This window comes from Paenibacillus macerans, assembly GCF_900454495.1.
In the GTDB taxonomy this organism is placed as follows: Bacteria; Bacillota; Bacilli; order Paenibacillales; family Paenibacillaceae; genus Fontibacillus; species Fontibacillus macerans.
Map to the genome: position 1 here is coordinate 1,960,059 of NZ_UGSI01000002.1, position 12,861 is coordinate 1,972,919.

The window sequence follows — 12,861 nt, forward strand, 5'->3', positions numbered from 1 at the left end:
CTAATCACGGCCCTTTCCTTTTCCCGGTGCCTTGCCCCCATTCCTCCCGTCAGGTCTGCTTCACTTCTCCTAAACCTCCTGCTCACAAACCTGTCGAACGATCTCGAACATGTCTGCTTCTCCCAAACCTATCTTCTTCTCCTGAATTTATCTTCCTCTTTGCTTCCAGATCAAACGGGATAATCGTGCAAAGCGTCCGGACAGCGGATATTGATCTGCCGATATTTCTTGCTATTTAATATGATTTTTTCAATACGTTTTTGTAGTAACGGAACAGCGCAGCAAGAAAACATCTTCAATGACGAAGAGCGCTTAATGGATTCGGGAGATAGCTACACTTTTGCCGGCAAATCAGGCGATGTTACCGAAGAAGAGGCATATATAAAATTTTCGGGTTTTTCGGGATTACATACGATATGGCATTTAAATACTGCTTCTGATGTAACAACTAAAATATCTATTCGCGGAAATGCTGACCGGGGTAAATTCAAAATAATTCAAGTGAATGGGAACAGTGAGATACATACGCTTTGGGAAGGGGAAGGTGATGAAGAAATTGAGTTATATCTACCTAAAGGGAGCGGCGCAATCAAATGGGTTGGCCAAAAAGCGTCGGGTAAGGTAACAATGCAATTGGAGCCGCAGCAGGGTTTGGAAGTAACCCCTCAGAAGGAATTATTTGAAGATGATGAATTCTTCGAAAATAAATAATGCAGATGATACCCAGTTGACACAACTACGATAATATTATGCTGGGAATTACCGGGTATGTGACGGCACAGGGGTTACAGTATGCCGGCCAGTTCTTCATTTCTCCAACACAGAACCTGGCTGAGACCAAAGATCTGGTCTTACGTCCGATGTTTATTGGAGCGGTTTTTATGCTCTTGTTTGGTTTAATAAAAGACGGTATTCCGGACATCTCCTTGAAACTTGCTTTAATCCTCTTTTGGCTTGGCTCAATAAATGGGGCCTTGGCGCTATATACAATTAGCCCCTCAGCTAAGAAAGAAGAAAAAGGATGCCGTCACTGGGCAATTAACCTAGTCAAAATTCCCCCCGTACAGGCACGGTCGGGCCTCCGCCCACATACAATGAAATGACCCAAAATGAAGCAGGTTTGTTTTCATTGCCATGTGATTCAGCAGGAGGTGTCATCTATGCCAGGATTGTTTACCGCCATAGCGCTGTTCATCAAACAGTTGACGCTGCTCGTCTCTTATGTGAAAAACAACGCGTTTCCTCAGCCGCTCACGGAGGAGGAGGAGACGAAGCATCTTCAGCGGATGGCTGAAGGGGATGCGGTTTCCCGCAACATTTTGATTGAGCACAATTTACGGCTTGTGGCGCATATCGTGAAGAAGTTCGACAACACCGGCGAGGATCTGGAGGATTTGATCTCGATCGGCACGATTGGGCTGATTAAGGCCATCGAAAGCTTCCGTCTGGGAAAAGGCACAAAATTGGCAACGTTTGCGGCGCGGTGTATCGAAAACGAGATTCTCATGCATTTGAGATCGCTGAAAAAAACGCGGAAGGACGTATCTTTGCATGATCCGATCGGGACGGATAAGGAAGGCAATGAGATTACCCTGATCGATATTTTGGGGACGGAAGCAGATGATGTGGTGGATCGGGTACAGCTCAAAATGGAAAAGAGCAAAATATACCGGAACCTCGATATATTGGACGCACGGGAGCAGGAAGTGATCAAAGGGCGGTTCGGGCTGGAGCATGGGGGAGAAGAACGGACTCAGCGCGAAATCGCCAAGGAACTGGGGATCAGCCGCAGTTACGTGTCGCGGATCGAAAAAAGAGCGCTCATGAAGCTGTATCATGAGTTTTATAAGGCGAAGCGATAATTTTTAGTCTGTCGATTGACAGACTAAAAATTATCGCGTGCCCTTGAGGCATGCATACTCTTATAGGTTAAAGTCTTCGAAGAGGGCTAAGCCCCAGCGTAGATTTAATGCCTGTGGATGGCGAAATTTGTTAGCGTACCAATGAAACTAACTACTGGTCCAAGGCGAGGAGGGCAACAGGCTAGGCCGTAGCATGAAGTAAATCTTGCCGCATCATCAAGAAGGTCCCGTATGGGCTGACAAGATGAACCTAGGCCACGGGTATGACGCGGAGAGGAGCATGGAACTGCTATTCAACTTGAAGCGTAACGTGGGGCCCTCCGACATAAATAAATCGTCATGGCACGAAGAGGATGCAGTGAACTGAGAAACCTCCTTCCTTGCATTATTTTTTTAATCTGAATAGAGGAACTTTTAAGCCTGAGGGGATTTGGATGTTATAGAAAAAAATCAAGAAAAATGCATCAAGGTGATTGCAAATATGGTTGAAATTTGGCATTTAACTTGATCCTGAATTTCGAAAGTACAGTGCTCTGAAAACGTGAAAGAGGCTCCGTATCTTTGGTGGAATGGTGTTTGCGAAGGCAAACGTTTGACCTGCTTGGTGAGCATCCGATCGGCTGCGCCCGATTCGATAAGGGCTTTGGCGGCGAAGACGGAATGATCCTTCCACAACGCCCCTTCATTTGGGAGGGGGATGAACTATCATTCATTCTTGTAATCGAGACAATATCGCTAGAAAATCTACTGTAATTTTACATGAAGGAGGCCCTTTGAGTCCTGCGCTAACCTTGCTCCTATGGGCTTTCGAAATTCAGGATAGTATCTTTCTACTAAAAAGGATGGCATACAAAATACGCCACTCTATTATGAAAACGTTTGAGCAAATGTTTATCCTTATGTAGCAAAAACAATAAAAAATAAGGTTTTCCTAAAAATGCAGTCTATTTTAGGCTGGGATCCGATTTATACTACGGAAAAAATCCATTAATGGACTTTTTTCTCAATAATAATGTGAAAATGTTTGCGCAAGTTGTGATATGATAATTATAGAAAAATTTTACTTTGTAATTAACTTTTGTATGTTGATGAGAAAACATTAAATTTATAACTACTAAAGGAAGATGTAAGAGATTGATGGAATTTTGAACTGTCGGAATTTAGGAATGGAGATTGATGTAAATGATAATTCAGCTTGAATTCCTTATGACAAGGAATATAAATTAGCTTTGGGAGGTAGTCAAATGAAGAAACATTTATTTGTTGTAGTGGTTAAAACGCCAATAGTATCCGCACTTGTAAGCGCGTTCATTGGCTTTGTTTTAATTTATTTTCTAAGATAGGAGAGTTAAAAAAGTGGGATTCAAACATGAAGTCAAAACGATAATGCAGCTTGCAAGGCCCTACAAATGGGTCCTTATTAATTTATTTATTTGTGTCTTGGTTACTTCATTTGTAGGAATGTTATATCCATTTATTTTTGGAAAACTGGTTGATGAGGTATTCTATCAACAGAACAAACAAATGTTTCTGCATATTATTGGTGTTTATGTGATGATCTATGTCAGTGAACAATCTCTACATTTGATCCTAAACGCAACGTGGGCTTATTTAATGACACGTTTTCTGTTTGATATCAGAAGGAAAATATTCGAAAAAGTATTTTCCCTTAAGGCCAAATGGTTTCACCACTCGCAGACGGGGAATTTGATTACGTTAATTAACAAAGATGCAGAAGAATTTATGAATTTGATTCATTGGAATGTATTCTATGTATTTGCTAACTTCCTGAGATTGGTTACAGCGGTTGTATTAATTGCGCTGATGAATATTAAGATTGCATTGCTTATGTTCATCGTTGTTCCATTATCGGTATATACAGCTATGTTATTCGGAAAGTACATAAAACTGAGATTGGATCTTTATAGGACTGAATATGGAAAGACGATTAGCTGGGTTTTCGAAATATTGAACGGGCTAAGGGATATTCAACTCTTAGCGGGCGAGCGAAATGTAACAAGAAAATTCGTAGGCTTATGGTCAAAGTTAATCGGATTGAAGGTTCAAAAGCTACAGCTGGAATTAACGTCAAACCGAGTAATTGCTTTCTTCTCACTTTGCTCAGACCTCTCGCTATATATCATTTCTGTCTACTTGATCATCGAAGGCTCATTTACGCTCGGGGGGTTCATCGCAACGATTGAATATTTCAGTAGAGCTAATGGGTTGCTGAATAATCTAAGTACCGCGAATACCCGATTTCAACAAAATCGTGTGTCTATTCGCCGAATTTTTGATTTATGGAATGAGCAGGGAGAGGATAAGAAAGGACGACCCCTCAATGTACGTGAAGGGGAAATCCGGTTTAATAATGTATCCTTTAATTATAAACCGGAAGCGAATGTATTAAATGGGCTGTCCTTAGTTATAAAACCCAATGAGAAAATAGCTTTGGTTGGCGCAAGCGGTTCGGGAAAGTCTACGCTTATGTTGTTGTTGTTAAGATACTATGAGCCTTCTGAAGGAGAGATATTCATAGACGGGGAAGCGATTAGGGATATTTCTATTCGGTCTATTCGGCAGAATATCGGTGTCGTCATGCAAGATCCTGTGATATTTGATGGCACTCTCAGATCCAATATTCAAATGGCTAAGCGAAATGCATCGGATGAAGAAATTCTTCTTGCCCTTCGCCATGCATGCTTAGGACCGTTTATCGATGCATTGCCTGAAGGGCTAGATACAATAATCGGCTCAGAGGGACGGTCTGTTTCTGGGGGGCAGAGACAAAGGTTAGCGATAGCTCGGATGTTCCTCAAAGACCCGAAGATTCTAGTTTTGGATGAGGCAACTTCCGCTCTAGATAATGAGGCTGAAGCGATCATTCAAGAGGCCTGGGATGAACTGTGCCGCTATCGAACTACTATAGTAATTTCACACCGGCTTTCTAGTATTAGTAAGGCCGATAAAATAGCATTTTTGCACGAAGGAAAAATAATTGCCGTTGGAAAACATGAAGAACTTCTGGAACAGTGTAAAGAGTATGCAAGGATATTTAGGCATAGGGTTGCAGTTGAAGGAGAGCGTCATGAAAAGATTATTTGATGACACCCGATATAACCTGGTCATTGGTTTTCGTAGGTTTTTGCGATCTCACACTATAAATTTATCTTTACTTGGACTGACTAAGCTTATTCTACTATGTACTGGTCTGGCTTCTCCATACTTATTTAAATGGTTGATTGATGAAGTATTGTTAAAGAAGGATGTATCTTGGTTAGCTTGGATTTGTATTGGTTTTGGAATGTTGTTTGTATTAGAAAGTGTCACTCATTATGTTCAGTTATATTATTTGAATAAATACCGCATGAAATTTTCATTTGATTTAAGAACAAGACTTTGGAAGAACATTATGAAGTTTGACGTTCTTTTGCAAAAACGATATTCGAGTGGAGATTTAAAAAACCGTTTAGATACCGATGTTGATCGCTGTGAGGCATTTGTAGAGCAACAAATTTTAAATTATGGTTTCTATTGGCTGTTGGCAATATCCAATGGTGTTATTTTACTCGTAACAAGTTGGAAACTCGCTTTATTTGGATTTCTGATGGTTCCGCTCTCTTTCTGGATGGTTCGGTGGTTAGGCAATGGGGTTAAGCGCTCTTCAGAAGGGTTCAGGAAGGAATGGGGCGGCTACGAAGGTTGGCTCCAGAAAACGCTGGGAAATTGGAAAGAAATAAAAGCACTAGGTATTGAAAAACAGCAGAGTATCGCGTTTACGGGGTACTGGAAGAGTTTAAGCAAGTTGTTTTTTAAGCAGCAGATGTATTGGTACGGTAATCGAAGCTTTATTGCATTCAAGGATTTCTTTATTACCCGAATGAACCTTTACTTCCTTGGAGGGTTGCTCATATTCAGTGATGAAATGACAGTTGGAAGCTTAATTGTCTTTATGAAGTTTTACGAACAATTTTTTATGGGCATTAACAATATTAATAACCTTGATTTGGAGTTGAAGAAGGACTTCCCGGCGTTGCAAAGAGTATTGGAACTATTATTGCCTCCCAAAACTACGGAATCGAACCATGCTCCGGAATATTTCAAGGGATCCATTAGATTCTCCAACGTTTCGTATGTTTATGATGAGATAACTGGCGAAGGAGTAAAGGAGATCAATTTAAAGATATCTCCTGGAGAAAAAATAGCGATTGTGGGTAAAAGTGGATCTGGTAAGAGTACTCTAGTTCATTTGTTGTGTGGGTTTTATACAGCACAGAGCGGGACGATTTATTTAGATGATGTTGCAATACAAGCGTATGATCCACGATATATTCGTAAACGGATTGCTATGGTTATGCAGGATAATTATTTGTTTAACCTCTCAATTGAAGAGAATTTAAGGCTAGCAAATGCTAACGCAACAACGGCGGAGATAGAAGAAGCGTGTAACGCAACGAACATAAACAATGTTGTTAAAGATATGAAGGATGGATATAAAACTGTTGTAGGTGAAAAGGGTGTTATTTTGTCAGGTGGTCAAAAGCAGCGGTTAATGATTTCTCGAGCGCTACTAAAAAAGCCAACTATTTTTATCTTAGATGAGGCCACCTCTCAACTGGATCAAAACAACGAATATTTGATCCAAAAAACAATTGAACAAATATCCTCTGAGAAAACAGTTATAATCATTGCACATAATTTCTCCTCTGTTAAAGAAGCGGATCGCATTATTGTAATGGAGAATGGTCGTATCGTTGGTGACGGTATGTTGACCCAATTACAGGAAAATAATAAGACTTTTCAAGAGTTGTTTTGTAAGGGTTTAGTGCAAAAGTTTTGTGGGGACCGTTATATTGATACCTTTGGCGAGATGTATTAATAGCCTCCTATAATATCATGTTGAGGCCTCATAGATAGTCTTTAAGGAAAAAATGAAAGATTCAGTTTAAAACTGGTTGTAAATTGATCTCATATTAGTTTTTTACTTACAATAATATACTTTTTTATTCTACAATTTATTATGTGTTCCGAGACAGGATTCAATAAAGTAAGTTAGCCTCAATAAATCTTTTTGATGAGTAAAAGAAAATCCTAGTAAGTATTAGTTTTGTATTGGTAATATATGAATATTCAGTGAAATTATGATCTTTAGACAAATAATAACATTTTATTAAAAATAATGATGATATAATCGTTTATGCAAACGTTTGAATCATCTGGTTTAAGGTGATTTATTTTAATGTTAGGGGTGACTACAATAAATGATTAAATAAAGATAGAGTGGATAAAGGCTTTCTAGGTTTTTTACGTAAATAAATTATCAAATGGAGGTAAAGATTTATGACATTATTATATGAGGAATACAGCCCGTGGAAAGGGGTTCATTTCCTTGACCGTTTAAATATCGTTAAAAGTGGAGGGGTGTGTTCTCCTGTAAGTCTTCAACTTGGTTTGACAAATAAATGCAGTAACAAATGTTACTATTGTTATGTTAAAGAACAGAATAATCTTGGTGAAACTTTGAAAACGGATGCAGTAGTTAATCTCTTAGAAGAGGCAAAGATGATGGGGGTTAAATCAGTAGAAATTACCGGTGGTGGGGAGCCTACGCTACATCCTGACTTTTGGGATATTGTAGATAAGATTCGAGACCTCGATCTTGAATTGGGGCTTGTAACAAATGGTTTACACTTAAAGTCTGATAAAATACATAAATTAGATTTTGTATCATGGGTGAGAATAAGTATTGATTCTTATAACCCAACTATTTATAAAGAAATTCGTGGTGCGAATCTGTTGAATTTAGAACCAATTATGAAATTGTGTAAAGAGACTAACGTTATTGTTGGTGCTTCGTGTGTAATTACTCCGAAAAATTATCAGGAAATATATGAATTTGCTAAAATGAGTAAGGATTTAGGGTTTAGTCATGTGTGGTTCAAGCCCGTTGAAATGAGTGACAATCCTACAATTTTAAATCAGTATTTGGATGTTTGTGAAGAAAATATCAAGAAAGCATCAATGTTAGCCGACTCTAACTTTAAAGTGTTTTCCCCTAATCTTAAGGCAGAAGTTCAAGGAATAATGAAACCGTTCCTAAAATGTATTTGTCAATATTTGTCTCCATTTGTTTGGGCTAATGGAGATATTTATCCTTGTTGTTCTTTGCAGGGTTACAGCGAAACTTCATTTGGAAACATATATAAAGGTAGTTTTGCTGATCAATGGTATTCACATAATCCATTAGCTGTAAAAGATTGTCCCATCAATTGTTTTTGGGTTAATAAAAATACATTTATGAATTACATATTGCTGGACAATCCCAAACATGTAAATTTTGTCTGATTTATCCGTTTTTGAATGATTGCAAGTTATTATTTGCAAGAATTTGGGCACGTAAAGTAAGTAAATACCTAAAAAATTTATATCTCACTTTTAAATTAGCAATAACTACTTTTTTTATTTCGATAACAGGTGGTTGATTATGAAAATTATTTCGGGTAGTAATATCACAGATGTTTTTTATAAATCACTCGAAGTTCTCCAGAACAATTATGACTACTATACAAATGATATTTTAGAATTGGCACCTGCAATTATACATGTCGAAAAACCTAAGGAACGTTGTCTTCTTATTCCTTACAGAAATAATAACATTGTCCAGACAATTGCTGAGACACTATGGGTACTTGGGGGAAGGAATGACCTGGCGTATTTAAAAAAATATTTACCCAGGGCTGATTGGTTTTCAGATGACGGTAAAACCTGGAGGGGGGGGTATGGTACTAGATTAAGAAGTTGGTTCGGTGGAGTAGATCAGTTGAAACAAGTTGTTGAAGTCCTAAGAAGTGATGAAGGTAGTAATAGGGGTGTTATGATTCTCTTTGATCCAGAGAAAGACATTTCCCTTTTATTTAAAGACGTACCTTGCAATAATTGGATCCAACTCTCAATACGTGAAAATAAATTGAATATGAATGTAACAGTTCGCGCTAATGATCTTATATGGGGATTTTCAGGCATCAATTTTTTTGAATGGTCTGTTCTTCAAGAAATGGTAGCTAATTGGCTGGAGGTTGAAGTAGGTCAATATTATCATTTTACAGGTTTTTTACAACTTTATCCGAGGCATTTTGAACGTGCAAAATTGATGCTAAAACATAGAATTAAAAATGATATTTATACAAACTCAGAAATTGAACAAACTGGGGTAGATTTATCTGAAGATAATTTTGACACGCAATTTCTTTGTTTTTTTGAGATTGAACAAAAATTTGATAGCGAAACAAACTATTTAATAATATTGGAGGAAATTGGATGTCTAGAAAGTCAATTCCTAAAGCATTGTGCGAAAATCATGTATAGCTATGTGTTATTACAAAAAGGAAGGTATGATGATTTTTTTTATGTGTTTTCTACAATTAAAGAAGATTACTATAAAATATCAGCAGCTTATAATTATAAGCGCTTAATTCCAAAAGATAAGAAAGAAATAATAGATATGCTAGATAAGTTATTACTAAAATACGAGATTAATGAAAAATATGTCTAATAATTAAACCTACTATCATTTGTGATTTTTAAATTTCTTTTATATTTAATGAGATTTTAATTTATTTATTGGATCCTTTAGGGGGGGGAGAATTTGTGGAATGTCAAACAAGGAGAGCTCATAAAAAAGCTTCTAATCGAAAGTAAAGAAAATGTTATTTACTATTCTTCTCTCTTAAATAACATCGATGTCAGCAAAATAACTTATAGTCAATTTAAAAAATTACCATTAATTAATAAAAATATTATCAGAGAAAACTATAATTGTTTTTACTCAAAAAAATATTTAAAGAAAGAGTTGATATACGAAAGTACTTCAGGTACGACTGGAACGCCGATTAAAATTCCAAGAACATTAAATGAGCAGATGCATAGTAGTATTAGTCTACTTAAACAGAGGAAAACCAGAATAGGTGAAATGTTAGATGTTCGAAAAATTGCTGCTTTTTATGCAAGATCAAACACACCAATTAGTATCTCTGATGACAATTGGCTTTTACTTTCTTTGAATAATTTAACAGATGAGATATTAGAGCAATACATTGAGGTACTTAATGATTATAAACCACAAATGCTTCAAGGACCAGCGAGAGCGCTTACCCTATTGGCGAATTATATTGTTAGAAATCAAAAAGATATCAAAAAAGCTAATATTAAATATATAGAAAATCGCGCAGAAGGATTATCAGAGAATCAACGAAAGTATATTGAAGAAGTCTTTAATTGTAAGGTTGGTAATATGTATGGATTACGCGAGTGTTGGGGAGTGGCATATTCATGCAAGGAAAATAACCTACACGTTACAGATGACAATGTATTTGTAGAAGTTTTGGATAACAAAGGAAGTCATGTGAAGCCTGGGGAAACTGGTGAAGTTGTTATAACAAGCTTGAACTCTCTTTCATTCCCATTAATTAGGTTCTCAACTGGTGATTTTGCAACTTTTCTAGATTTCAAATGTAGTTGTGGGAATAATAGTCCAATTATAGATTTAACAGGTTATAGACAGGTTGATATGATTCGTGGACCCATAGGATTTAGCTCTCCGTCTATACTAAGAACAGTAAATAACATATTTACAGAATCAAGTGAAAATGATGTGATTCAGTTTCAATTGATTCAAAATAATGTTTTTGAATTTGAGTTGAGAGTGCACCTGAAAGATAATAGTAAATCAATTAACTACAATAAAGTGAAATATACAATAGGTGAATCATTAGGTTATGAAATTAAATTGCACGTCGAACTGACGGATAAATTTATTGTTAATGAAAAGTCACAGAAAATGTCGTGGTTTGTTTGTCAATGCAAATAATAAAAACTAAGTACCTGATAAGAGGAGGTTTCATTGTGAGTAAAAGAATGAGCAACTCATTGAGTCTGATTGATTCTGCACACGGTGGAGAAGGATGGATTGAGAGGGGGACTTTGCATATTCAAGAGCTAGGTAATATATGGGCTTGTTGTGGAGTAACGAAAGAATCCTCAAACTTAAGACATGTACTGCTAAGACGTCCAGGAAAAGAAATTGAAAATAAAACCTCAGCTTCAGATTTGTTATGGACTGATATTCTTGATCCTGTGAAAGCTCGTGAACAGCATGACAATTTGGCTAATATCTACAGAGAGCATGGTGTGATAGTTGACTATATTGAGGGAGAATATGAAAGATTTCCAAATTTAATGTTCGTAAGAGACTTATTCACAATGACACCTCAAGGGGCAATCCTATCGAGAATGGCATCAGATATTCGAAAAGGTGAGGAACAATTAGTTGCTAAGAAACTTATAGATCTGAAAATTCCGATAATTGCAACTCCCTTCAATGATATGTTGCTGGAAGGTCCTGACATCGTAATCATTAATGAGGATCTTGTTTTTCTTGGAATGGGGATTCGAACAAATTTGAGAGCTCTTGATTATATAGAGATTATTTTAAAAGAAATGGGCTTTACTGAAATTGTAAAAATCCAAACAACCTATGGATGTGGGCATTTAGACGGCGTTTTCAATATATTAACGCCAAAGACTGCGGTATTAGTTCCAAAAAGAGCTTCTTATTTACTTTACTCATATTTAAAAAGACATGGCTTTGACATTATAGAATTATCAAACACCCATGAAGTTGATAAATATATGGCGATAAATTTTGTAAGCATTGATCAAGAGACTATTTTAATTAATAAAGGTAGTAGGGATTGTCTCAAGATATATCAAAATCATAATGTTAGATGCATTGAAGTTGATGTTTCAGAATTAATGAAGGGTGGGGGGGCAGTTCACTGTTTAACTGGTGTCATACATAGAAATTAACATTCTGTGATAACTTCGATCAGTTAATATTACGAGGAATGTTTCTTTTGCAAATAGGCGGAAATATGTTGGGTTAGAAATAATAATGATAATGGAAGAGATGAAAAATAAATATGATTAAGGCTATTATTGAGGATGGATTGTGCTTTAAATGTGGTTTCTGCATGCTTTTTGATCTATGTCCAGATAATAATGCTATTAAAAGAGATGACAACAATATTGAACTAGCAAAAACATTTTATATTGACTCTGACAAATGCAGTGGCTGCTTAAGCTGCGTTGACATTAACCCTTGTAATGCTTTTGCCATTAAATTGGAAAATAATAGAGTAATTAGAACTTTACAAAAGTTCAGTTTACAGTCTCTCCCAGGAGTCGTCCCTATAATTAAAAAAGAAAGTAGTTTGATTAAAGCTAATAATTCAAAAATTAAATATATAACAAATGAAGAGTTACCTGGAGTAGGGTTTGATTTCAATCTTATAAATTCTAAATCAAGGGAAGTAAATTTTTCTAAAGAGAAGATTAAAGTTCTTCTAGCTTGGGGAGGGGGGTTCGAGCTATGGGCTGAAGATCAAATATCTTTACAAAAAGTTGAATCTGAAGGAGAACAAATTTTTGCTTATATACCACCATTTTGCAATTATGGAATATATCATTTGGGAGATATGCCTGTAAATTTAGTCGAAGTTAGTATTTCGCTCCAGAGTGTTGATGGAGCTGAAGAAGTACCTCAAATAACGAGGCCTTTGTTTAGAAGACAAAGTAATATTCTTTTTGAGGATGGACCTATTTCTAAATATGGTAAATATATTACTAAACAAGAGTTACCAAATTTGGATTTTCAGTATTTGGATATGAAAATAAATACGGAAGATGCACACGTTCACGATAAGGAAGTAGAAATTATGCTTCTTTGGGGAGGAATGTTTGAAGTATGGACGAAAGGTCCAACTGGGACACAGTTTTTAAAATCAAATGGAGAGCAAACTTGCATAATGATACCACCTGGATATGCACACGGGGTTAAAGTTACTGGCGATGAAGAGGTGCATATTGTTATAACCTATATCCCTGGAATTGATAGTTGGCCGTAGTATTGATAGTGTTTTTTGGATCACTTTAAAAATCGAGG

The 12,861-nt window shown here is 36.5% G+C and carries 10 protein-coding genes; all 10 read left to right on the forward strand.

Going from position 1 to position 12,861, the window contains the following annotated elements:
- The first annotated feature begins 315 nt into the window (after nucleotides 1-315).
- The 10 genes from DYE26_RS32005 (at nucleotide 316) to DYE26_RS32055 (ending at nucleotide 12,823) form a co-directional block, all read left to right on the forward strand.
- Nucleotides 316-711, forward strand: a complete 396-nt coding sequence (locus tag DYE26_RS32005; protein WP_036620825.1) for a hypothetical protein — start codon at nucleotides 316-318, stop codon at nucleotides 709-711.
- Nucleotides 712-749: 38 nt separating this feature from the next.
- A complete protein-coding gene (locus DYE26_RS32010) occupies nucleotides 750-1,103 on the forward strand; it encodes a hypothetical protein (protein ID WP_036620828.1) in 354 nt (117 codons plus the stop codon).
- 57 nt (nucleotides 1,104-1,160) lie between these two features.
- Complete coding sequence (gene sigK, locus DYE26_RS32015) at nucleotides 1,161-1,862, forward strand: RNA polymerase sporulation sigma factor SigK (protein WP_036620831.1); 702 nt, start codon at nucleotides 1,161-1,163, stop codon at nucleotides 1,860-1,862.
- 1,356 nt (nucleotides 1,863-3,218) lie between these two features.
- Nucleotides 3,219-4,967: an ABC transporter ATP-binding protein gene (locus tag DYE26_RS32025; protein WP_036620833.1), complete on the forward strand. Its 1,749-nt coding sequence runs from the start codon at nucleotides 3,219-3,221 to the stop codon at nucleotides 4,965-4,967.
- Complete coding sequence (locus DYE26_RS32030; protein WP_036620835.1) at nucleotides 4,951-6,741, forward strand: ABC transporter ATP-binding protein; 1,791 nt, start codon at nucleotides 4,951-4,953, stop codon at nucleotides 6,739-6,741. Before DYE26_RS32025 ends, DYE26_RS32030 begins: the two co-directional genes overlap by 17 nt.
- A gap of 461 nt (nucleotides 6,742-7,202) precedes the next feature.
- The gene (locus tag DYE26_RS32035; protein ID WP_036620836.1) at nucleotides 7,203-8,207 is read left to right on the forward strand and encodes a radical SAM protein; all 1,005 of its coding nucleotides are present in this window, start codon (nucleotides 7,203-7,205) and stop codon (nucleotides 8,205-8,207) included.
- 139 nt (nucleotides 8,208-8,346) lie between these two features.
- The gene (locus DYE26_RS32040) at nucleotides 8,347-9,414 is read left to right on the forward strand and encodes a thymidylate synthase (protein WP_051985331.1); all 1,068 of its coding nucleotides are present in this window, start codon (nucleotides 8,347-8,349) and stop codon (nucleotides 9,412-9,414) included.
- Between the two features lie 93 nt (nucleotides 9,415-9,507).
- Complete coding sequence (locus DYE26_RS32045; RefSeq protein WP_036620838.1) at nucleotides 9,508-10,728, forward strand: phenylacetate--CoA ligase family protein; 1,221 nt, start codon at nucleotides 9,508-9,510, stop codon at nucleotides 10,726-10,728.
- 35 nt (nucleotides 10,729-10,763) lie between these two features.
- Nucleotides 10,764-11,726, forward strand: coding sequence for a dimethylarginine dimethylaminohydrolase family protein (locus tag DYE26_RS32050; protein ID WP_051985332.1), 963 nt, complete (start codon nucleotides 10,764-10,766; stop codon nucleotides 11,724-11,726).
- 113 nt (nucleotides 11,727-11,839) lie between these two features.
- Nucleotides 11,840-12,823 (forward strand): 4Fe-4S dicluster domain-containing protein, encoded by a 984-nt coding sequence (locus DYE26_RS32055; protein WP_036620840.1) that lies wholly within the window; start codon nucleotides 11,840-11,842, stop codon nucleotides 12,821-12,823.
- The last annotated feature ends 38 nt before the right edge of the window (nucleotides 12,824-12,861 follow it).

Coding starts and splice junctions, on each gene's coding strand:
- DYE26_RS32005 (WP_036620825.1), top strand. CDS start 316: ATGGATTCGGGAGATAGCTACACTTTTGCCGGCAAATCAGGCGATGTT.
- DYE26_RS32010 (WP_036620828.1), top strand. CDS start 750: ATGCTGGGAATTACCGGGTATGTGACGGCACAGGGGTTACAGTATGCC.
- sigK (WP_036620831.1), top strand. CDS start 1,161: ATGCCAGGATTGTTTACCGCCATAGCGCTGTTCATCAAACAGTTGACG.
- DYE26_RS32030 (WP_036620835.1), top strand. CDS start 4,951: ATGAAAAGATTATTTGATGACACCCGATATAACCTGGTCATTGGTTTT.
- DYE26_RS32035 (WP_036620836.1), top strand. CDS start 7,203: ATGACATTATTATATGAGGAATACAGCCCGTGGAAAGGGGTTCATTTC.
- DYE26_RS32040 (WP_051985331.1), top strand. CDS start 8,347: ATGAAAATTATTTCGGGTAGTAATATCACAGATGTTTTTTATAAATCA.
- DYE26_RS32055 (WP_036620840.1), top strand. CDS start 11,840: ATGATTAAGGCTATTATTGAGGATGGATTGTGCTTTAAATGTGGTTTC.